Annotated in this window: 20 protein-coding genes and 1 pseudogene; 16 read left to right on the forward strand and 5 right to left on the reverse strand. The window is 61.1% G+C overall.

Annotated features, from left to right (window positions below; translation table 11 throughout):
* Positions 1 to 87: 87 nt before the first annotated feature.
* The 12 genes and pseudogenes from HZY77_RS13310 (at position 88) to HZY77_RS13360 (ending at position 13,324) form a co-directional block, all read left to right on the forward strand.
* Positions 88 to 1,458 (forward strand): magnesium and cobalt transport protein CorA, encoded by a 1,371-nt coding sequence (locus HZY77_RS13310; RefSeq protein WP_296815637.1) that lies wholly within the window; start codon positions 88 to 90, stop codon positions 1,456 to 1,458.
* 1,090 nt (positions 1,459 to 2,548) lie between these two features.
* Positions 2,549 to 3,136, forward strand: coding sequence for a hypothetical protein (locus tag HZY77_RS13315; protein WP_296815639.1), 588 nt, complete (start codon positions 2,549 to 2,551; stop codon positions 3,134 to 3,136).
* A gap of 58 nt (positions 3,137 to 3,194) precedes the next feature.
* On the forward strand, positions 3,195 to 3,461 hold the full coding sequence (locus tag HZY77_RS13320) for a hypothetical protein (protein ID WP_296815641.1): 267 nt from the start codon (positions 3,195 to 3,197) through the stop codon (positions 3,459 to 3,461).
* A gap of 35 nt (positions 3,462 to 3,496) precedes the next feature.
* Complete coding sequence (locus tag HZY77_RS13325) at positions 3,497 to 4,933, forward strand: hypothetical protein (protein WP_296820916.1); 1,437 nt, start codon at positions 3,497 to 3,499, stop codon at positions 4,931 to 4,933.
* A pseudogene (locus tag HZY77_RS17880) lies at positions 4,930 to 5,124 on the forward strand (hypothetical protein); the annotation flags it as partial. The gene HZY77_RS13325 and the pseudogene HZY77_RS17880, both read left to right, overlap by 4 nt.
* A gap of 146 nt (positions 5,125 to 5,270) precedes the next feature.
* Entirely contained in the window at positions 5,271 to 7,472 is a 2,202-nt protein-coding gene (locus tag HZY77_RS13330) for a putative Ig domain-containing protein (RefSeq protein WP_296815643.1), read from the forward strand.
* Complete coding sequence (locus tag HZY77_RS13335; protein ID WP_296815645.1) at positions 7,388 to 8,572, forward strand: putative Ig domain-containing protein; 1,185 nt, start codon at positions 7,388 to 7,390, stop codon at positions 8,570 to 8,572. Before HZY77_RS13330 ends, HZY77_RS13335 begins: the two co-directional genes overlap by 85 nt.
* Positions 8,573 to 8,685: 113 nt before the next feature.
* On the forward strand, positions 8,686 to 8,901 hold the full coding sequence (locus HZY77_RS13340) for a hypothetical protein (RefSeq protein WP_296815647.1): 216 nt from the start codon (positions 8,686 to 8,688) through the stop codon (positions 8,899 to 8,901).
* Positions 8,902 to 9,014: 113 nt separating this feature from the next.
* Positions 9,015 to 9,347: a hypothetical protein gene (locus HZY77_RS13345; protein ID WP_296815650.1), complete on the forward strand. Its 333-nt coding sequence runs from the start codon at positions 9,015 to 9,017 to the stop codon at positions 9,345 to 9,347.
* Complete coding sequence (locus HZY77_RS13350) at positions 9,230 to 9,682, forward strand: calcium-binding protein (RefSeq protein ID WP_296820917.1); 453 nt, start codon at positions 9,230 to 9,232, stop codon at positions 9,680 to 9,682. The genes HZY77_RS13345 and HZY77_RS13350 overlap by 118 nt, the downstream gene beginning before the upstream one ends.
* Before the next feature lie 60 nt (positions 9,683 to 9,742).
* Positions 9,743 to 11,899, forward strand: a complete 2,157-nt coding sequence (locus tag HZY77_RS13355; RefSeq protein WP_296815652.1) for a type I secretion system permease/ATPase — start codon at positions 9,743 to 9,745, stop codon at positions 11,897 to 11,899.
* Between the two features lie 9 nt (positions 11,900 to 11,908).
* Positions 11,909 to 13,324 carry an HlyD family type I secretion periplasmic adaptor subunit gene (locus tag HZY77_RS13360; protein WP_296815654.1) on the forward strand — a complete coding sequence of 472 codons (1,416 nt, stop codon included), beginning with the start codon at positions 11,909 to 11,911 and terminating at the stop codon, positions 13,322 to 13,324.
* A gap of 7 nt (positions 13,325 to 13,331) precedes the next feature.
* On the opposite strand, the gene mtgA is transcribed toward HZY77_RS13360, so the two are convergent.
* The 3 genes from mtgA to HZY77_RS13375 form a co-directional block, all read right to left on the reverse strand.
* Positions 13,332 to 14,030, reverse strand: coding sequence for a monofunctional biosynthetic peptidoglycan transglycosylase (mtgA, locus tag HZY77_RS13365; protein ID WP_296820919.1), 699 nt, complete (start codon positions 14,028 to 14,030; stop codon positions 13,332 to 13,334).
* A complete protein-coding gene (gene aroE, locus HZY77_RS13370; RefSeq protein ID WP_296815656.1) occupies positions 14,030 to 14,830 on the reverse strand; it encodes a shikimate dehydrogenase in 801 nt (266 codons plus the stop codon). Before aroE ends, mtgA begins: the two co-directional genes overlap by 1 nt.
* A gap of 58 nt (positions 14,831 to 14,888) precedes the next feature.
* Entirely contained in the window at positions 14,889 to 15,344 is a 456-nt protein-coding gene (locus HZY77_RS13375; protein ID WP_296815659.1) for a rhodanese-like domain-containing protein, read from the reverse strand.
* Between the two features lie 286 nt (positions 15,345 to 15,630).
* Here HZY77_RS13375 and glnA point away from each other — a divergent pair, with 286 nt between their 5' ends.
* From glnA to ntrC, 4 genes are all read left to right on the forward strand, one after another.
* Complete coding sequence (glnA, locus tag HZY77_RS13380; protein ID WP_296815661.1) at positions 15,631 to 17,040, forward strand: type I glutamate--ammonia ligase; 1,410 nt, start codon at positions 15,631 to 15,633, stop codon at positions 17,038 to 17,040.
* 132 nt (positions 17,041 to 17,172) lie between these two features.
* On the forward strand, positions 17,173 to 17,643 hold the full coding sequence (locus HZY77_RS13385) for a DUF4124 domain-containing protein (RefSeq protein ID WP_296634039.1): 471 nt from the start codon (positions 17,173 to 17,175) through the stop codon (positions 17,641 to 17,643).
* A gap of 120 nt (positions 17,644 to 17,763) precedes the next feature.
* Complete coding sequence (gene glnL, locus HZY77_RS13390; protein ID WP_296815664.1) at positions 17,764 to 18,819, forward strand: nitrogen regulation protein NR(II); 1,056 nt, start codon at positions 17,764 to 17,766, stop codon at positions 18,817 to 18,819.
* A 5-nt stretch (positions 18,820 to 18,824) separates the two neighbouring features.
* A complete protein-coding gene (gene ntrC, locus HZY77_RS13395; RefSeq protein WP_296815667.1) occupies positions 18,825 to 20,243 on the forward strand; it encodes a nitrogen regulation protein NR(I) in 1,419 nt (472 codons plus the stop codon).
* 74 nt (positions 20,244 to 20,317) lie between these two features.
* Here ntrC and grxD read toward each other — a convergent pair whose 3' ends face one another.
* Both grxD and HZY77_RS13405 read right to left on the reverse strand, forming a co-directional pair.
* The gene (gene grxD, locus HZY77_RS13400; protein WP_296634055.1) at positions 20,318 to 20,638 is read right to left on the reverse strand and encodes a Grx4 family monothiol glutaredoxin; all 321 of its coding nucleotides are present in this window, start codon (positions 20,636 to 20,638) and stop codon (positions 20,318 to 20,320) included.
* Between the two features lie 62 nt (positions 20,639 to 20,700).
* Positions 20,701 to 21,798, reverse strand: coding sequence for a nucleotidyltransferase family protein (locus HZY77_RS13405; RefSeq protein ID WP_296815671.1), 1,098 nt, complete (start codon positions 21,796 to 21,798; stop codon positions 20,701 to 20,703).
* Between the last annotated feature and the right edge of the window lie 3 nt (positions 21,799 to 21,801).

Below are 21,801 nucleotides of genomic sequence, written 5' to 3' on the forward strand. Positions count from 1 at the left end.
TCGGGTCCCCGGAGAGACGGCATTTTGTCGCCCATTCGCAGTCCGAAGCGGTGCCTTGAACGAGTCGTCGAGCGTAGAATACGCGCCATGTCGGAACCCATCGATCAGCGCCCGCGCGCGCAGAACCAGTTGGAGCAGCACCTCAGCGAGGTGCAGCTGCTGCTCGCGCGCCAGCGACGCGTCGAAGCCCTGGTGCAGAAGCAGGACATGCCGCGCCACGAACTGGTCGAAGGCCTGGTGCACCGGCAGCATCTGGTCGAGCTGCACAACCTGCTGCGGCGCCTGTCGGCCGGCGAGATCGCGCGGGTCATCGAGGCCTTGTCGGAGGAAGATCGGCTCGCCGCCTGGCGNGAGGTCGAGGANAACCGCTGCGAGCTGGTCCTGGAAATCGTGTCGGACGACGTACGTGCCGAACTGCTGGGCGCGCGTCCCCACAGTAGCGCGCGCAACATGCTCTCGGCCTTCGAACTGAAGAACGGCCGGCTGAGCCAGGTGCGCATCGACAGCCGCGCCGACCTGGCCAACGTCAACCCGATGTGGGTCGACCTCGTCGCCCCCTCGGCTAGTGTGCGCGCCTGGGTGGGCGAGTTCTTCGAGCTTTACCTGCCCGACCCGGAAGAAGTCACCGACATCGAGGAAAGTGCGCGTTTCTATATCGACGACAACGATGCGGTGCACATGAGCTCGAACTTCCTGCTCGACAAGCAGGGCGATTCGCGCAACGTCCCGGTGGCCTTCATCCTCCACCGCAACATCCTGTTCTCAGTCCGCAACGAGGAGCTGCCGGTGTTCCGCCTGCAGCGCCTGCGCGCCCGGACCCAGCCCGGCTATGTCTCTGACGGCAAGGACGTCCTGCTCGATCTCTACGGCGCCGATGTCGAATACTCGGCCGACGCGCTCGAAGACGTCTACGCCGAATTCGAACGCGTCGGCCGCCAGGTGCTGTCGCCGCAGGTCAGCGACGACGAAGCCGCCGAGATCCTGTCCGAAATCGCCAAGGGCGAAGACCTCAACGGCCGCATCCGCCGCAACGTCCTCGACACTCGCCGCGCGCTCTCCTTCCTGATGCGCGGCCGCCTGCTCTCGTCCGACCAGCACGAGGACACGCGCCAGATCCTGCGCGACATCGAATCGCTCGACGGCCACACGTCCTTCTTATTCAACAAGATCAACTTCCTGATGGACGCCACCGTCGGCTTCATCAACATCAACCAGAACAAGCGCGTGTCCAAGCTGACCGCGATTTCGGTCGTGTTCGTGCCGATCAACATCATCGCCGGCATCGGCGGCATGTCCGAGTTCTCGATGATGACCGCCGGCATCCCGTGGCCGATCTCCTACGGTGCCTTCACGCTGGCGATGGGCGCGCTCGGTTTCGGCACCTACCACGCGCTACGCCATCTCGAACAGCGCAAGGCCCAGCAGACGCTCACGGCTCGGCAGCGGAAGGAAGCCTGACGGCGCTTGCTGTTCTTCGCCGACGAGGCAATTGGGAATAACCGGCTAGTCCCTTTGTTCTGCGCGCTTCTACACACCGCACGGCAGAACGACAGCGACTGGAAGTTCCGCCTTGTCCATCGTCTGGACCAGGACTCACGAACCGAACCCAAGACCCCCAATAGAATCTCGACCTCGTTCTCCCGTGGGCCTGATTCACGCCAGCAGGCGTTCGTCGAGCAGCCGGGTTTCCAGGAGTAGGCGATATCAGCCGGGTGTGCTCTTCCAGCCTGAGCTGCAATTCTGTCGGGTTTTGCTTCTGCATCAGGCCCTGCTCCGATCTGCTCTGCTTGTGGCCGAGCTCTTCTACCCGTCACATCCTGGCGAGTAAGCTTTGACCAGCGTCGGGTTGGCTTCGAGGTTTGGTCAGGACTGGTTTTCGAGGGCGTCTGTCATGGGGGCGGGTTGGCAGCCCCGCGATTGTAACGCGCTATGGATTGCAGGCGGCGTCTGTCATGGTTCCAAGGTCTACATAGGAAAGCTTGATCGTGCGTGATGGCACTCGGGAAGTGGCAGTGGCTCCGCAAGAACGCCATCAGGTGTGTTGAAATTAAATATCTAGATAAATCAGTTGGTTGAGCGTATCTACAACTAAAGTTGTATAGACGGACCCAAAGGCATCCGCGCACAGTCCGGAAAAACCCTCGGGCGCAATACCTGGGGGTCAGAAAACAGGGGGATGTTGTGCGTCGAAAATTCAATAACCACATGGAAACCATGCGGATAGGCTGGTTGAGCTCGTCTCAGCTATCGGAACGCCATCTGGTTGCTGCTATTGGTGGATCCGCATCTCAACTTTACGCCATGAAATGAGTAAAGCCCCGCTTGTGGCCGCTCAGAAGGCATTGCCTAAACCCGACACGGTATTAATGGAGATCCTGATTCTTCAATGCGTAAGAGCGACGCAATGTGGTGTCAAGCGGCTGGGTAGCGAATGGTTGTGAATGGAGATGGGTAGCGTGAAGAAGAAAACTCAAATTACGAATTGGCTGCTGGGAATTTCACTGATGATTCTGGGGGCGGAATGAGTGCCTGCGCGTTGGGTGACAAGATGAGCTGGAAGGAAGAAGTGCTGCTGCACGATGGCAGCAAGATCATCTCTGAACGTCATTACAACCTGGGTGGGTATCCCGGGCTTGATGCACGTGAGCGTGTGCCATTGGATGAAACCGTTACTTTCAAACTACCCAATAACAAAAACATCATCTGGAAAAATGACTTTCGCGATTCGGTGCCAGAGCCCAACAGCCTCAACCACTTCCGCTTCGACATCGTAAACGGCGTGCCTTATCTCGCCACCTACCCGGCTGGCTGCATTGCCTACAACAAATGGGGCAGGCCGAATCCGCCGCAGATATTGTTCAAGTATGAGAACGATCAGTGGAAGCGCATCATTCTGGCCGATCTACCGTCAGTACTCGTCGGCACTACGGCCAACGTCATCGTCGGCAGGCCCGCGACGAGTTTGCTTAAGTCCTTTTACACGGTTGAAGAGGTCAATGCGAAGAACGCCCCCATCAGTACGCCCGAATACAAAACCATTCTGCGGGAGCCCGTGAAGGGCAGCGATGCAGTGACGAATTGTTTAGTGTTGGTGCCTTATAAGGGAAATGGATTATGCCAAACGACCCAGTTATGAAGGCAATTATTGATCGCGAATCAAAATAGTCACATTCCATTTTCAGGGATAACAAATCATGGCTACTGCACTCGAATATGCATTGATGGCTGGTGCTTCATACATTTCAAATCGTGACTTAAGGAATCAAATTCCATTACCTGTGAACTGGTACAGAATTTCCTATGCACAACCAAGGCCCAGCGGTTTTGAGGCTGCGGCCTTTGGTAATGGAACAACCCTAGCCAACAGTAACGAAATCGTCATTTCCTTCGCAGGCACCGACTTCAGCAAGGGCATCGCCTCACTTTTCAACAGCGATTTCTGGAACGGCAACATTCCCTGATTACCGGAACCAGCGTCAACGGAGCCGACCAATTGGTGGACGCGGTGGAGTATTACCTTCAAGTCAAAGCGCAAGTCAAAGCGCTCAACCCCAATGCCAACATCAGCCTTACCGGACACAGCCTGGGCGGCGCACTGGCCGCCCTGGTCGGTGTGTTCTTCGGCGAGACCGCCTTCACCTTTGATCAGGTACCTGCCGCTGCAACTGCTTCGTCGGCAAGTGCGGTCGCCCTCTACAACGCGCTGATTGCCAAAGGCCACACATCAACTGAATTGGCGAGCCTGCATAATTACATTCAATTGCAGTCAGACAACGGCGGTATCCCCAACGAAGGCCTAGTGACCAACCTTAATGTAGACGGCGAGGTGGCCGGCCTCATCCCCTTGTTTCAGCGCATCGGAAACGAAGCCAGCATCGACAGCAGTCATGACGGATTGGATGCGGTCGGGAGCGACCTGCATTCGATCGCACTGCTCAACGTCTTTCTGCAAAGCAACCAGACCGCGCCCTCATTCAAGACACTGAGTGACGTCACCTTCGAACTGCCTGATCTGCTGAAGATGACTTTTGACAAGAATCTATTTGCATCTGACCCGCTCAACAAAGACGCACCCGTAGAAAACTTCCTCGAACGCCTGGTGAAACACGAAGCCGGCATGCGTGACCCCGCAACAGGCGCAACCGTCTTGACCACCGACGCCATGGTCACCCGCTTCACCCAAGACATGTGGAAGATCGCCCAGGACGGCGGCTTCACCCTCACCAACAAGGACATCACCAACACCCTCGTGGCGTTTGCCATGCAGAAGTACTACGAAGAGCCCGCGAGTGGCGCGGATCATGGGAAGCTGCTTTTCAACACCATCTCCGTTACAGGCGGCATCCGCTTCGACCGCACCGACGTATCGGCCCAGCTTTCTGAAGCCAAAGGCTGGCAACTGTATTTTCAGAATTATCTCAACACCCTCACCCTTGAAGAACACCGGATCGTTCTGCAACTATTGCCTGCCGCCACCGACTGGTTCATCCAAGCCGGTAACGTCAGCATGAGCGCCACCGCCGATACCAGCAAAGCCTTCATGGTCGGCGGCACCGGCAACGACTGGATGACGGGCGGCAGCCAGGCCGACCTCCTGATCGGCAACGCCGGAGACGATACCCTCAATGGCGGGGCGGGAAGCGACACCTTGATGGGGGAGCGGGCAACGACACCTATGTCATCAACACCGGAGACGGCACCGACACCATCCTCGACGTTGACGGCATCGGCGCCATCGTCCTCGATGGTCTCACCCTCACCGGCGGCGCCCTCGTCGATGGCACCGCCAACGTCTGGAAAGACACCGCCAACGGCATCACCTACACCCTTCAAGGCACAGGCGCCAACCAGATATTGCTCATCGGCAAGGATGGCAGCGACACCGGCCTGCGCATCCAGGGCTGGCAGGCCGGCCAGCTCGGCCTCGCCATGAGCGGCACCATCGCCCCGCCCGCCGCCACCACGATCACCGGCGCCGACGGCTACAGCGACGGCCTCACCGGCACCGGTGGCGCCGACCAAATTCTCGGCCTGTCCGGCAACGACGCCTTGGACGGCAGCGGCGGAGACGACATCATCGACGGCGGCCTGGACGATGACCTTCTGGCCGGCGGCGCTGGCAGCGACCTCATCTACGGCGGAGCTGGAAGAGACATGATCCTTTCCGCCACCGGCCTCGCCCTTCAACCGCAACAAGACCGCAACAACGACGGTATGCTGGACGACTGGGCGCCGCCCCTGGCGCGGGCCCAGTCTGGACTCAGGGCAGATTGTGGGGCGTCTATGCAGACAACCAGGGTAGCGAGACCATCGAGGGAGGTGGGCCGGCGAATCAGGATAGCGCTGGTGATATCGTCTTCGGCGAAGACGGCGATGACAAAATCATCGGCGGCCTCGGCGATGACTATCTCGACGGCGGCAATGACAATGACATCCTGTGGGGCCACGGCGGTAACGACGTCCTCGACGGCGGCGCCGGCAATGACCAGCTCAACGGCGACGGTATCCTCACCATCGGGTCCTACCAGAGCCTGCTGGCAACGCAGCACGGCAACGACGTCCTCGACGGCGGCGCCGGCAATGACCAGCTCATCGGCGGCGGCCGGGATGACAGCCTGTTCGGCGGCGCCGGCAACGACCGGATGTGGGGTGACGACGGCACCGAGGCCGACCTGGGCGGCCAGTACCACGGCAGCGACTATCTCGACGGTGGCGCCGACAATGACGAAATGCACGGTGGCGGCGGAGACGACATCCTGTTTGGAGGAACCGGCAACGACCTGCTGTGGGGCGATGCCGAAAATGAAAACGACCTGTCCGGGCAATACCACGGCAATGATTACCTCAACGGCGGCGCCGGCGACGATCAGCTCGTCGGCGGCGGAAAAGACGACATCCTGGCAGGTGGCGATGGCAACGACGTGATGTTCGGCGATGCCGGCAACGACCTCGACCTGTCGGTTCCATACCAGGGCAATGATGTCCTCTATGGCGAAGCCGGCGACGATCAACTGCTCGGTGGAGGCGGTAGCGATTACCTGGATGGCGGCACCGGCAGCGATTACCTGGATGGCGGCACCGGCGCCGACGTCATGGCGGGCGGCGCGGGCGACGACGTCTATGTTGTCGACGACGCGGGTGACGTCGTAGTCGAGGCGGCGGGTGAAGGCAACGACACTGTCTACAGTGCAGTCAGCATCGTGCTGCCGGACAATGTCGAATGGCTGGTCTTGACGGGGACGGACGACCTGGATGCCACCGGCAATGCGTTGGACAACAGCCTCAATGGCAATGCGGGCGTGAACCGGCTGGAGGGCGGGGCGGGGAATGATCAGATATTGGGTGGGGCGGGGGCCGACACGATGATCGGCGGCACGGGCGACGACTACTACGAGGTCGACGACGCGGGCGACACGGTTCTAGAGCTGGCGGGAGAGGGCTACGATTTCGTGGGCAGTACATTGGATTACACGCTCGGAGACAATGTCGACGGGTTGGTGTTGAACGGCACGGCCAACTTGATGGGCACGGGTAACGCGCTGTCCAACAGCATTTACGGCAACCAGGGCGACAACATACTGGCAGGTGGCGCGGGCAACGATTTCCTGTCGGGCGGCATGGGCAACGACATCTACGTATTCAACCGTGGGGATGGCCAGGACGGCATCGACGATCTGGATGGGCTGGGCGCGGTGAACACGCTGCGATTCGGCGCGGACATCGCCGACACGGATGTGGTGGGCTTCCGGGTGGGAGATGATGTGGTGCTCAAGCTCAAGGGCAGCAGTGAATGGGTCGGTTTCGTCGGCTATTACGGCGCGGACACGGTCGATGGCGGCGTCGTTTCGAACCGCAAGATCGACCGTGTCGAATTCGGCAACGGCGTCGTGTGGGATCAGGCGATGATCCAGGCGGCCGTGGATCACGCGGCGAACAATCGTGCCCCGATTCCGTATATGGGCTTGCCTGTATTGGAGGCTCATACGGGCGATGCGTTTTCCTATGTGGTGCCGGCTACCGCGATCATCGATCTGGATGTAGGCGACTCCATCGTCTACAGCGTGTCGATGCCGGACGGCTCGCCGCTGCCGGCTTGGCTTACGTTCGATTCCGCGACGCGGACGCTGTCGGGTACGCCCGAGGCGTCGGACATCGGCAACCTGCAGTTCGTGCTGTGGGGATCGGACGATTACGGCGTGACGGTCGGCCAACTCGTGGCGCTGGGTGTTTCAGCCATCAACCATGCGCCAGTGCTGTCTTCGGCCCTGCCGGACCAGGCGGCGACCGAAGGCGCTGCCTTCAGCTTTACGATTGCGGCGAATGCCTTCACCGACTCGGACGCGGGGATACGCTCGCTTACAGCGCCACGCTGGCCGACGGTAGCGCGTTGCCCACATGGCTGCACTTCGATACGGCGACGCGTACGTTCAGCGGTACGCCCGACGCGGCCGGGGTGCTCAGCGTGGCGGTAACCGCAAAGGATACGGGCAATCTGACCGTGTCCGATGTGTTCGAGATCGCCGTTGGGGGCGTGGTGATTACCAACCATGCGCCCGAGCTGTCGCACGCGCTGCCGGACCAAGCGGCCACCGAAGGCGCGCCGTTCAGCTATACCGTCGCGGCCGATACATTCAGCGACCCGGATGCGGGCGACAGCCTGACGTATACGGCCACATTGGCGGATGGCAGTGCGCTTCCTGCCTGGCTTGGTTTTGATGCCGAGACGCGAACTTTCAACGGTACGCCTGACGCGGCAGGAACGTACAGCGTAGTCGTAACAGCTAAGGATATGGGTGATCTTGCCGTGTCCGACGTGTTTGACATCACGGTGGACGGAGTGGTGGTTGTCAACCATGCGCCCGAGTTGTCGCATGCGTTGCCGGACCAGGCGGCCACCGAAGGCGCGGCATTTAGCTACACCGTCGCGGCCGATGCGTTCAGCGACCCGGATGCGGGAGACAGTCTGACGTATACGGCCACATTGGCGGATGGCAGCGCCCTTCCTGCCTGGCTCGGCTTCGACGCGGCGACGCGCACCTTCAGCGGCACGCCTTCCGGTTCGGGCACGGTCAGCGTGCGCGTGACCGCAAAAGACATGGGAGAACTGGCGGCGTCTGATGTGTTTGAGCTTGTTGTGGCGAGCGCGGAGATATACACCACTCTCAACGGAACCTCAGTCTCCGAAATTCTGAACGGCACTTCGGGCAACGACGCCATCAATGGCGTGGCCGGCGACGATGTCATTTATGGCAATGCAGGGAACGACATTATCAATGGCGGTTCGGGGAACGACACTCTCTTTGGTGGCGAAGGCAATGATCTGTTCCAGGTGGAGGGTGACAGTGGTTCTGACACCGTGAACGGAGGGGATGGCTTCGACGAGATCCGCGGTTCGGATGGGGACGACGTCATCCGCTTCACCCTGTACAACGGTACCAACACGGTCGAACGCATAGATGGGGGCTTGGGCTACAACCGCATTGCCAGCGGCGCGTGGTTTGGGAACATGGACTTCAGCGCGACGGAGCTTGTGAACATTGCTCGTATTGAGGGGGAGCGGGTGACGACCTGATCGGCGGCAGCCAGGGCGACGATGTCATTTCTGGCGGCGGAGGGGCCGACCGCCTCTGGGGCAATGGCGGCAATGATCTGTTCCAGGTGGAGGGTGACAGTGGTTCTGACACCGTGAACGGTGGGGACGGCTTCGACGAGATCCGCGGTTCGGATGGGGACGACGTCATCCGCTTCACCCTGTACAACGGTACCAACACGGTCGAACGCATAGATGGGGGCTTGGGCTACAACCGCATTGCCAGCGGCGCATGGTTTGGGAACATGGACTTCAGCGCGACGGAGCTTGTGAACATTGCTCGTATTGAGGGGGAGCGGGTGACGACCTGATCGGCGGCAGCCAGGGCGACGATGTCATTTCTGGCGGCGGAGGGGCCGACCGCCTCTGGGGCAATGGCGGCAATGATCTGTTCCAGGTGGAGGGTGACAGTGGTTCTGACACCGTGAACGGTGGGGACGGCTTCGACGAGATCCGCGGTTCGGATGGGGACGACGTCATCCGCTTCACCCTGTACAACGGTACCAACACGGTCGAACGCATAGATGGGGGCTTGGGCTACAACCGCATTGCCAGCGGCGCGTGGTTTGGGAACATGGATTTCAGCGCGACGGAGCTTGTGAACATTGCCTGTATCGAGGGGGAGCGGGTGACGACCAGATTACCGGCAGTCAGGGTGACGATGTCTTTTCTGGCGGTACAGGCGCTGATCGCATCGCAGGTGGGCTTGGAAACGATACCTATATTTTTGGTCGAGGCGACAGCATGGATACCGTGATCGAAAACGACACCACAGCCGGCAATGCAGATGTAGCCCAGTTCCTCTCCGGCATTAGCGCCGACCAGATCTGGTTCCGGCAAGTCGGCAACAACCTGGAAACAAGCATCATAGGTACCAGTGACAAGCTGGTGATCAAAGACTGGTATCTCGGCAGCGCTAACCATGTGGAGCAGTTCAAGACCACCGACGGCGCTCAGACCCTGCTCGACAGCAACGTTGCGAACTTGGTGAACGCCATGGCCAGCTTTGCACCGCCGGCAGCCGGGCAGACTACCCTGCCACAGAACTATCAGGATGCCCTCGCGGGCGTCATCGCTGCCAACTGGCAGTAACTTCTGGCGGTGCGTCATCCTCCTGCCCCTGCAAGGGGATGACCGGACTGCGGATTGTGTATGCAAACAGAACAAACCTCACCGCCGCTATCGGTGGACAGCGGCCTCACCTGTCTCGTCATGCTCGCGCGCTTCCATCAGATCGCAGCCGACCCCGAGCAGCTGGCCCACCAGTTCAAGACCTTCGCTGAAGCCCCTTCGGCCGGACTCAGGACAGGCTTCGGCCAAACGGAGATACTGCTCGCCGCTAAGCACCTGGGTTTGCAAGTAAAGCCCGTCAAGACCTCGCTTGACCGCCTGGATAGAACCCCACTGCCGGCGATGGCGATGGATAAGGATGGCAACTACTTCATCCTCGCCCGCTTCGACGCCGACAAGGCCCTGATCCACGATCCCCGGGCCAAGCGGCCTCAAGTAATGTCCCGTGATGAGTTGCTTACACGTTGGACCGGCGAACTCATCCTCTTCACCTCCCGCGCCTCACTGATCGGCGAAATGGCGAAGTTCGACTTCTCCTGGTTCATTCCCGCCGTCGTCAAATACCGCAAGCTACTGAGCGAAGTGCTGCTGGTGTCTTTGGTATTGAACCTGTTTGCCCTTGTTACACCTTTGTTCTTCCAGGTAGTGATGGACAAGGTGCTGGTGCATCATGGCCTGACCACACTGAATGTCATCGCTGTAGGCCTCCTGGTGGTCTCCCTGTTCGAAGTCGTGCTGTCGGGCCTTAGGAGCTATGTCTTCGCCCATACCACCAGTCGTATCGACGTCGAACTCGGCGCGCGCCTGTTCCGTCATCTGCTGCATCTGCCCTTGGGCTACTTCCAGGCCCGCCGGGTCGGCGATTCGGTCGCCCGCGTCCGGGAACTGGAGAACATCCGCGCTTTCCTCACCGGCAACTCGATCACCGTCGTGCTCGACGTGCTGTTCTCGGTCGCCTTCATTGGTGTCATGTTGTTCTACAGCGGTTGGCTTACCCTGGTGGTGCTGGCCTCGCTGCCGCTGTATTTCGTGATCGCCCTCCTGGTCACCCCGTTGTTGCGGGCTCGGTTGCACGAGAAGTTCAACCGCGGCGCCGAGAACCAGGCTTTCCTGGTCGAAACCGTGTCCGGCATCGACACCCTCAAAAGCATGGCGGTGGAACCACAGATGCAGCGCCGTTGGGATGCCCAGCTGGCAAGCTATGTGTCCGCCGGGTTCAGGTCCGCCACGCTGTCGACCCTGGCGCACGAAAGCACCAACCTCATCGGCAAGCTCGTCACCGTGGGCACCCTGTGGCTCGGCGCTAAGCTGGTGATCGAGGGCAAGCTCACCGTCGGGCAGCTCATCGCTTTCAATATGCTGGCCGGCCGTGTGGCGCAACCCATCATGCGGCTGGCGCAGCTGTGGACGGACTTCCAGCAGACCGGCATTTCCGTCCAGCGTCTGGGCGACATCCTCAACGCGCCCACTGAAGTGGCGGGTAACAAGAGCAGCCTGCCGCCGATTGCCGGACGTATCAGCTTCGATCAGGTGCAGTTCCGCTACCGCCCCGATACACCCGAAGTGCTTAAAGGCATCAGCCTCGATATCCAGCCTGGCGAAGTCATTGGCATCGTCGGCCGCTCCGGCTCGGGTAAAAGCACGCTGACCAAGCTGATCCAGCGACTGTATGTGCCCGAACGCGGCCGGGTGCTGATTGACGGCCTGGATCTGACGCTGACCGACGCCTCCAGCCTCAGACGACAAATCGGCGTGGTGTTGCAGGAAAACGTGCTGTTCAACCGCACCCTGAGAGAGAACATCGCCCTGGCCGACCCCGGCGCGCCGTTGGAGCAAGTCATTGTGGCTGCCAAGCTGGCTGGCGCACATGAGTTCATTCTGGAACTGCCCGAAGCCTACGACACCATGGTCGGCGAGCACGGTTCGACCCTGTCCGGCGGCCAGCGCCAGCGCATCGCCATCGCGCGCGCCCTGATGACGCAGCCGCGCATATTGATCTTCGACGAAGCGACCAGCGCGCTGGATTACGAATCCGAACGCATCATCCAGAACAACATGCAGGCGATCTGCCAGGGGCGTACCGTCATCATCATCGCCCATCGGCTGTCTGCGGTACGCCATGCCAACCGCATCCTGGTGATGGATCATGGACAGATCGTCGAGGCCGGTACGCACGCCGAACTGCTGGAGCACGAAGCCGGGCATTACTCCCGCCTGCATCGCTTGCAACACGCCTGAGGCAGACACATGAAACGACACGCCCTGGCCGATCTGCTCAAACGCTACATCAAGGTCTTCCGTCACGCTTGGTCGCTACGGAAAGAGACCGACGCCCCCGACCTGCAACCCCACGAAGCCCAGTTCTTGCCCGCTGCACTTTCCTTGCGCGACACGCCGGTGCATCCNGCTCCGCGCATCACGCTGTGGCTCATCATGGCCTTCGCCCTGATTGTGCTGCTATGGGCCATCTTTGGGCGTATCGATGTGGTGGCTACGGCGGTCGGCAAGATCATCCCTAACGACCGTACCAAGGTCATCCAGCCGATGGAAACTGCCGTGGTCAAGGCCATCCATGTACGCGACGGACAGGAAGTCAAACCGGGCCAGTTGCTGATCGAGCTCGATGCCACTAGTGCTGCCGCCGACAGCGATCGGCTGCGCAATGAAACGTTGACCGCACAACTGGAAGCGCTGCGTGCACAAGCGCTGCTATCCGCACTGGAACACGGCATGCCACCCAAATTGAAACCGCTGATCGGCGTGGATGCAGGCCGCCTTCTGGCCGAACAGAGTCAGGCTACCGGCCAGTACCGGGAATACCTGGCTCGCCAACTGCAATTACAGGCCGAGATCACCCGCCGCCAGGCGGAGCTCCAGTCTACCCAGGATCAGGTCACTAAGCTCGAACAAACGGCCCCCATTGCCCGCCAGCGTGCGCAGGATTACCAGAAGCTGGTGAAGGAGAACTTCGTTTCCCAGCATGGTTATCTGGAGCGCGAACAGGCACGCATCGAACAGGAGCAGGATCTGGCTAGCAGTCGATCGCATGTCGTGGAAATCCGTGCCCAATTGGTGGAATCGCAACGCCAGCAAGCCACACTCGAAGCCGAGACGCGCCGTCAGTTGCTGGATCAACTCAACCTGGCATCCCAGAAAGCCGTGTCATTGGAACAGGAGTTGATCAAGGCGGAGCAGCGCAGCCGCTTGATGCATCTGACCGCACCGGTCGCTGGTACGGTCCAACAGCTTGCAGTCAGTACGGTGGGCGGAGTCGTGACGCCGGCCCAGCCCTTGATGGTGATCGTGCCGAAAGAGAATGTGCTGGAGGTGGAGGCCATGCTTCCCAACAAGGACATCGGCTTTGTGAATCCCGGGCAGGATGCCGAAGTGAAAGTGGAAACCTTCCCGTTCACCAAATACGGCACGCTGCACGGCAGGATCATCCAGGTGTCATCCGACGCGATCCAGGATGAGAAACTGGGGCTGATTTATTCGACGCGGGTGAGGCTTGGGAGGGACACCATCCGGGTGGAGAACAAGACCGTACGCCTGACGCCCGGCATGGCGGTGACGGTTGAAGTCAAGACCGGCACGCGGCGGGTGATCGAGTATTTCCTGAGTCCGTTGATGCAGGTGACGAGTGAAAGCCTGCGGGAGCGCTGACATCCTCTCAGCGCGGCACCTGCGCACTCCNCATATACCGACTGATGACCGCGACGCGGCGCTGGTATGCGCGCGAGCTGCGGTGGGTCTCGTACCAGCGCGGATTCGGCACCATCGCCGCCAGCCGGGCGGCCTGGTCGCGGCCGAGGTTGGCGGCGGAAGTCTTGTAGTAGCGGCGGGCGGCGGCTTCGGCGCCGTAGATGCCGTTGCCCCATTCGATGACGTTGAGGTAGACCTCGAGGATGCGGCGCTTGCTCCAGGTGGCTTCGATCATGAGCGTGATCACGGCTTCCTGGCCCTTGCGGATGAAGCTGCGCTCGCCGGAGAGGAACAGGTTCTTGGCGAGTTGCTGGCTGATGGTGGAACCGCCGGCGACGAGGCGGCCTTTCTTCAGGTTTTTCTCGACTGCTACTTGGATGCCCTCCACGTCGAAACCTTCGTGGGTGAGGAATTTGGCGTCCTCGGCGGCGACGATGGCGCGCTTCAGGTGGATGGAGATGCGGTCGTAGGGCACCCACTTGTGGCGCAGTGCGGCGTCGGGGTTCTTCTCCTGCTGGCGCGCCAGGCCCGCTTCCATGAAGGAGGTCATGCTTGGGTTGTGATCGATCCACCACAGCACATGGGCGAACAGCCACAGCTGATACAGCAGGATCAGCACGACCGCGGCGGCAAGGGCCTTGCCGATCCAGCCGAACAGTTTTTTCATCATGCTGTGCGCAGGGCCGCGATGACGGGGGCGGTGTCGGGGCGCACGCCGCGCCACAGATGGAACGCTTCGGCCGCCTGCTCCACCAGCATGCCGAGGCCATCGGCGGTGCGCGCGCCGTGCGTGCGGGCGAAGTCGAGGAAGGGCGTGTCGCGCCCGTACATCATGTCGTAGGCCATCGTGTCCGGGGTGAACACGCGCGGCGACAGCGGCGGCAGGTCGCCGGCGAGGCTGGCGGCGGTGGCGTTGATGACGAGGTCGTAGGNGGTATCGGCTGCGTCGAAGCCGCAAGCGCGGATGCCGCGGCCGAACAGTTCGGCGAGTTCCTCTGCGCGGCTGACGGTGCGGTTGGCGATGACGAGCGCCGCGGGCTGTCGGTCGAGCAGCGGCTCGATCACGCCGCGTGCCGCGCCGCCGGCGCCGAGCAGCAGGACGCGTTGGCCAGCGAGTGCGCAGTGCAGGTTGCGGGTGAGATCGGTGACCAGGCCGGCGCCGTCGGTGTTGTCACCCAGGATGCCGTCGGCATCGAACAGCAGCGTGTTGACCGCGCCGGCGCGTTGGGCGCGCGGACTCAGGCGGCTGGCCAGCCTGAAGGCCTCCTCCTTGAACGGCACGGTGACGTTGGCGCCGCGCCCGCCTGCCGCGATGAACGCCGCGATGCTGTCCGCAAAGCCGTCGAACGGCGCGAGGATGGCTTCGTACGTCATGTCCTGGCCGGTCTGGCGGGCAAACGCGGTGTGGATCTGCGGGGATTTTGAGTGGGCAATCGGGTGCCCGAATACGGCGTAACGGTCGGTCATGGCGGCCGTATTTTATCCGCTCAACCGGCTACCCGGCGTTTTTGTATGGACTGCCGCGTCAGCCTTGTGTCCAGGGCAGGCTTCGGTGTTTCCAGCCGTTGAGTTCGGTACGATGGCCGGTGGCCTTGTTGAGTTCGCCTTCAATGCCTTCCAGCACGTTGTAACAACTGCCGCGTCCGGCGTCGGCGCAGGCAACGGCGGCACGGTGCGAGCGCTCGCCGCTGCGGCAGATGAACAACAGCAGGGATTCCGGATCGGTGGCTTGGGCCAGTTGAATCAGAAAATGAGGATTGAGAACCCAGCCGGGCCAGGATTGCCATTCGACATGCATCGCCCCGGGAACGACGCCGTTGAGTTCGAGTTCTGCATGGGAACGTACATCGATCAGACGGGTTCCGGGAGCGATCTGCAGCAATTCGTACGCTTCGTGCGGTAATAGCGCGCCGGCAAACGACCAAGCATTCGTCTGGCTACGATGATGGGCGGTGTCGAGTAGCTCAGTGATGCGTCCCATGGCAATGTCCTTTTATTTTATTGTCGATTCAGTATATGAAACCCCCTGCTCGATGCAATTTGCACCACATTGGTGCGTCAAATGGCTCTTGTGCCTTGTTTTGGTGCGAAAGGGAAAATGATTGCGCACTATCCCCTGGCTTGAGCCTTATGGCACAATGGCTGGCGCTCGATTTTGGGTATGGCACGGTTGCTGCTAACACTTTTTCTGTGTGACGTTTTGTGTGGCGGATTTGGGCTACATGCAACGTCGTAATTCAATTCATTTCAGTTTGAGGAGATTCAGCATGGCCGTGGCCAATGTGATCAAGATGATTAAGGACGGCGAAGTGAAATTCGTCGATCTGCGCTTTACGGATACACGCGGCAAGGAGCAGCACGTTTCGATTCCTGCCCGCATCGTGACTGAAGACTGGTTCGAAGACGGCCATCCGTTCGACGGTTCCTCGATCGCCGGCTGGAAAGGCATCCAGGCGTCCGACATGCTGTTGAAGGCCGATCCCGATTCGGCCTACATGGATCCCTTCTTCGACGAGCCCACGCTGATCCTGACCTGCGACGTGATCGAGCCGTCCGACGGCAAGGGCTACGAGCGCGACCCGCGTTCGGTGGCCAAGCGCGCCGAGGCCTACCTGAAGTCGACCGGCATCGCCGATACCGCGTACTTCGGCCCCGAGCCCGAGTTCTTCATTTTCGATTCCATCACCTGGCACGACAACATGTCGGGCTGCGGCGTGCAGATCAATTCCGAGGAAGCGTCCTGGTCGTCTGCCGAGAAATTCGAGAACGGCAACACCGGCCACCGTCCCGGCATCAAGGGCGGTTANTTTCCCGTTCCCCCGGTCGACAGCCTGCAGGACATCCGTGCCGCCATGGTGCTGGCGCTGGAAGAAGCCGGCATTCCGGTCGAAGTGTTCCACCACGAAGTGGCGACCGCCGGCCAGTGTGAGATCGGCACCGTGTTCAGCACGCTGACCAAGCGCGCCGACTGGACCCAGACCCTGAAGTACATCGTGCAGAACGTCGCTCACGCCTATGGCAAGACCGCGACCTTCATGCCCAAGCCCATCGTCGGTGACAACGGTTCCGGCATGCACNNGCACCAGTCGCTGTGGAAGGACGGCAAGAACCTGTTCGCGGGCAACGGCTACGCCGGCCTGTCGGAAATGTGCCTGTACTACATCGGCGGCATCATCAAGCACGCCAAGGCGCTGAACGCGATCACCAACCCGTCGACCAACTCGTACAAGCGTCTGGTGCCCGGCTTCGAGGCGCCCGTGATGCTGGCCTACTCGGCCCGCAACCGTTCGGCTTCGATCCGCATTCCGATCGCTGCCAGCGAGAAGGCCCGCCGCATCGAGACCCGCTTCCCGGACCCCACCGCCAATCCGTATCTGTGCTTCGCTGCACTGATGATGGCCGGCCTCGACGGCATCCAGAACAAGATCCACCCCGGCGATCCGTCGGACAAGGATCTGTACGACCTGCCGCCGGAAGAAGACGCGAAGATCCCGAAGGTCTGCCACAGCCTGGAAATGGCGCTGGACGAACTCGACAAGGATCGCGAGTTCCTGACCCGCGGCGGTGTGTTCACCAATGACATGATCGATGCCTACATCACGCTGAAGATGGAGGAAGTCACCAAGTTCCGCATGACCACTCACCCGGTTGAGTTCGCGATGTATTACTCGCTGTAAACACGGGACGTGTGCAAATAATAGGGCGGCTTCGGCCGCCCTTTTTATGGCACGCCTTCAGGCTGGGCTATTCCGGAATCAAGATTGGCCGGCCGGTGTCCGTTAGCAAACGGGTACGCTACACTCAGCCCTATGTCCATCGCCCGTCTGCCCTTCCTTCTGTGTCTGATACTGGCTGCGCCTGCGCAGGCGGAAATCTACAAATACGTCGATGAAAACGGCCAGGTGACCTTTACCGATGTCTACAAGAAAGGCGCCAAGCGTGTCGACCTGCCCGGTGCGCCGACACAGCTGCCAGCCAGAAATAAAGCGCCGAGACGGGCCGCCTATACACCCAGCCCGGCGGATTTTCCGCGTATCGATCCGGGCACCCAGAAGCGGCGCGACGATATCCGGCGCCAGGTGCTGCAGGATGAACTGTCCAGCGAACGCCGCAATGCCGATGAAGCGCGCCGTCAGCTGACGTTGGGCGAGCGCCTGCAGCCGGGCGAACGGGCGACCGACGCCACCTACCTCGATCGCGTGAGCAAGCTGCGGACGACGGTGCAGCAACACGATCAGAACGTTACTTCCATCCAGCGCGAGCTGGCCAATCTGAAGTAAGTCGCCTGTACACGCATTCAAGACGCCGCCGGCAGCCCCGCTAATAGGCCGTCTGTGGTTCTGAAGAGGTTGAAGCTTCAACAACCACGCTCTGGCACAATCAGTGCTTCTACTGAGTGCATGAGCATGCCGCCGTTTTCGCCCACCGATTATTCAGGACTGGATTATCTCTCCACCGGCACCATGATTCTGGATGCCGGGCGCCGCATCCTGTATGTCAATCCTGCAGCCGAGACCTTGCTGGGCATATCCGGCGTCCTGCTGCTTGGGGATGACGCCATGTCGGTGTTCGAGCGCAGCCCCGAGTTGCTTGCTGCGGTCCAGACGGCATGTGCCCAGCAGGAAACCGTCATCGAATATGAACTCGACGTGGTGGTGAGCGGTCATCCGCCGATCCGGCTCAGCTGCAGCGTGTCGCCGCTGGACAAGCCTGGGGACGCCGTTCTGATCGAAATGCGTGCGGTCGATCCGCATCTTCGTATCGCCCGGCTGGAACAGGCGCGCCTGCAACAGGAAGCCAACCGCGAACTGCTACGCAACCTCGCGCATGAAATCAAGAATCCGCTCGGCGGCATCCGCGGCGCGGCACAACTGCTGGAACACGAGTTGCCACGCGAATCCCTGCGTGAATACACCCAGGTCATCATCAAGGAATCCGATCGCTTGCAGTCGCTGATGGAGCGGCTGCTTACNCCTCACCGCATGCCCCGTTTTGGTGCGGTGAATATCCACGAAGTCCTGGAGCGGGTCCGCAGCCTGATCCTGGCGGAAACCCCGAGCATGTCGCTCCGCCGCGACTACGATATCAGCCTGCCGGAAATCCGGGCCGATGCCGAACAGCTGATTCAAGCGACGCTCAATATCGCACGCAATGCCGTGCAAGCGATGCATGGCCAGGGTGAGATCATTTTCAGGACCCGGGTGGCGCGGCAGATCACACTGGAAAGCCGGCGCTACCAGCTTGGCATGCGCGTCGAGATCATCGACAACGGCCCGGGCATACCCGAAGACATCCGCGAACAGATCTTCTTTCCGCTGGTGTCCGGACGCGAAGGCGGCAGTGGGCTCGGGCTTGCCGTTGCACAGACGCTGGTCGCGCAAAACCACGGCACCATCGATTGCGAAAGCCGTCCCGGCTGTACCACCTTCTCCATTTTTCTTCCTTTGCCTGGCTGAACACTATGTCGAAATCAAGCTGCGTCTGGATCATTGACGACGACCGCTCCATCCGCTGGGTCCTTGANAAAGCCCTGTTGCGCGAAGATATCGCGTGCATGACCTTCAGTTCGGGCAGCGATGCGTTGCGTGAACTGGAACGCAGCACGCCCGCCGCCGTGCTGTCCGACATCCGCATGCCNGGGGTGAGCGGCCTGGAATTGCTGCAGGCGCTGAAGGAGCGGCTGCCCAAGGTACCCGTCATCATCATGACGGCATATTCCGATCTCGACAGCGCGGTGGCGGCTTTCCAGGGCGGCGCGTTCGAATACCTGCCCAAGCCTTTCGACGTCGACCAGGCGCTCGAACTGGTACGCCGCGCACTGGCGGAAAATGCCAGCCGTGACGTGCCCGCCAGCAGCGATGTCCCGATGCCGGAAATCCTCGGGCAGGCGCCTGCCATGCAGGAGGTGTTCCGTGCCATCGGACGACTGGCGCATTCGCATGCCACCGTGTTGATCACCGGCGAATCGGGCAGCGGCAAGGAGTTGGTGGCGCGTGCGCTGCATCGCCATAGCCCGCGTGCTGGCGCGCCGTTCATCGCGCTGAATACTGCGGCCATCCCGCGGGATTTGCTGGAGTCGGAACTCTTCGGTCACGAGCGCGGTGCCTTCACGGGCGCGGCCGCGCAGCGGCGCGGCCGCTTCGAGCAGGCCGATGGCGGCACGCTGTTCCTGGACGAGATCGGAGACATGCCGGCCGAATTGCAAACCCGTTTGCTGCGCGTGCTGGCCGACGGGCAGTTCTATCGTGTCGGCGGTCATACGCCGATCAAGGTCAATGTGCGGGTGATCGCCGCAACCCACCAGGATCTGGAAGTACGGGTGCGTGAAGGATTGTTTCGCGAAGATCTGTTCCACCGCCTCAACGTGATCCGCCTGCGCCTGCCGGCGCTGCGCGAGCGGCGTGAGGACATCCCGCTGCTGGTACGCCATTTCATGCAGAAAAGCGCGCGCGAACTGGGGATGGAAACCAAGGGCGTGTCGGACGCCGCGATGAAGACGCTGGTCAATCTGCCCTGGAGCGGCAACGTGCGCCAGCTCGAGAACGTCAGTCATTATCTGACCGTGATGGCGCCCGGCCAGGTGGTCGAGGTCGGGGATTTGCCGGCCGACCTGATGCAGGGGACGGTCGAGTCAAGCGGCGGCGACTGGTTGCAGGGACTGGCCGCTGAAGCCGGCGCGCGGCTGGCACGCGGTGAGGCGGCGATTCTGGATGAGCTTACCCAGGCGTACGAAAAGACGCTGATCGAGGTGGCGCTCCGCCACACCGGNGGGCGTCGGATCGAGGCCGCACATCTGCTGGGATGGGGGCGCAATACGCTGACCCGGAAAATTCACGAACTGGGGATGGATGCGGAATCCGAGAGCGACGAGTCGAAATAGCCATTCGCTTGATAAGCGAAATCCAGCGACAAAAAAGCCGACTCGAGTCGGCTTTTTGTATGCGGGGCGGCAGGTTAGGCGGCTTGGGCTTCTTCCAGAAGCTTCTGGATTTCGCCCTTCTGGTACATCTCGATCATGATGTCGGAGCCGCCGATCAACTCGCCCTTCACGTACAGCTGAGGGAAAGTCGGCCAGTTGGCGTAGTACTTCAGGTTTTCGAAGATTTCCGGATCGGCCAGCACGTTCACCGCCAGAAAGTCCTTCACGCCGCAAGCCTGCAGCACTTGCGCCGCGCGCGACGAGAAGCCGCACTGAGGAAACTGGGGCGTGCCTTTCATGTACAGCACGACGGTATTGTTGGTGACTTGGTCACGGATGCGGTCTAGAGGGGTCATGGGAGCTCCTGGACAATACTTGACTGGAATAGTCGGGAATTATACGCCCGGAGAAACCGGCGTCAAGCCAGTTTCTCGTTTCGCTGATACGGGCTGACGAAGGCTTTGTGGAGCAGATGCGGGATCAGCAGATGCACGGGCATACGCAGCCAGTGGGCGCGCACGAAAGCGGCCAGCCGTGCGGCAGGGGTGAAGCGATCGGCACAACTCGCATGGTCGGGCGCGAGAACCCGTGTGAAGATGCGGTCCATCAGGGCGAGGGTGAGGCGATTCGGCTTGTCGCGCTCGAGGGCCGCCATTGCGCTGTCGGGAATCGGCGTATCGAGGAAATAGCGTAGATAACGCAGCGCATAGAACAGCGAACGACCTAGTTGCAGCTCGTTGGCGCGCGCCGTCAGTCGCAGCCAGAAATCGGGGTTGGCAGCGGCATCGCGCAGCAACAGGTCGAGATCGGTCAGATCGCGCAGGCCATGCGGCAATTCGCCGTCGTGAAATACGTGGGTGGCCGAATGCAGGATGCGATCTTCTGTCGCCAGCACCTGGACGCCCGGCATGTCCGCCACTGCGACGGCACGATGGCGCAGTGTGGCGGAATCCGGATGATAACGTGCCGTATCGGGAAGAATGGCGTGATGCACGTCGATCACCGTGGCGCGGACGGCATGTTGTAGCGGCGGAATTTCATGCATCCAACGGCGGTAGTAGCGCTGGTCATAGTCCGACAGCAGGGTCGGGTGCCAGCCTGCAAGCATGAGTGCGGCTTCGACCGCGCCAAGTTGTGCCCGCGGGACCAGGATATCGATGTCATTGAACAGCCGTCCGCTTGCCGCGGGCAGATTGGCCATGACGTAGGCGCTGCCTTTCAGGAGAATGAAGGGGAAGGCCAGCCCTTTCAAGGCGGTACGGATATTGTCCACTTCCCAGCGTACGGCCAGTTGCTGCTTCGCGGCCAGCGTGGCCGCCGCATCAAAATGCCAGCGTGCGACGGCCGGGATGGCTTCAGTCAGCTGGTGCCGGGCCAGAACGTGCCGAACACGCGCCAGCAGGCCGGCACTCCGTGCCTGTCGCACCAGCAAGTCCCATTCGCCCATCGAAAAGCGCGTGACGGAATCGGGCGAACGCAAGGTGCAACTGAGCAAATCGCGGGACCGAGATTTCATGAA

Origin of the sequence: Thiobacillus sp., from assembly GCF_013693775.1 — a bacterium.
Taxonomy (GTDB): domain Bacteria; phylum Pseudomonadota; class Gammaproteobacteria; order Burkholderiales; family Thiobacillaceae; genus Thiobacillus.

What these genes read in the sequence shown, in the direction of transcription:
- grxD (WP_296634055.1), bottom strand. Translation starts at nt 20,638, where the DNA reads ATGACCCCTCTAGACCGCATCCGTGACCAAGTCACCAACAATACCGTC.
- HZY77_RS13355 (WP_296815652.1), top strand. Translation starts at nt 9,743, where the DNA reads ATGCAAACAGAACAAACCTCACCGCCGCTATCGGTGGACAGCGGCCTC.
- HZY77_RS13405 (WP_296815671.1), bottom strand. Translation starts at nt 21,798, where the DNA reads ATGAAATCTCGGTCCCGCGATTTGCTCAGTTGCACCTTGCGTTCGCCC.
- HZY77_RS13375 (WP_296815659.1), bottom strand. Translation starts at nt 15,344, where the DNA reads ATGGGACGCATCACTGAGCTACTCGACACCGCCCATCATCGTAGCCAG.
- HZY77_RS13315 (WP_296815639.1), top strand. Translation starts at nt 2,549, where the DNA reads ATGAGCTGGAAGGAAGAAGTGCTGCTGCACGATGGCAGCAAGATCATC.
- HZY77_RS13385 (WP_296634039.1), top strand. Translation starts at nt 17,173, where the DNA reads ATGTCCATCGCCCGTCTGCCCTTCCTTCTGTGTCTGATACTGGCTGCG.
- HZY77_RS13320 (WP_296815641.1), top strand. Translation starts at nt 3,195, where the DNA reads ATGGCTACTGCACTCGAATATGCATTGATGGCTGGTGCTTCATACATT.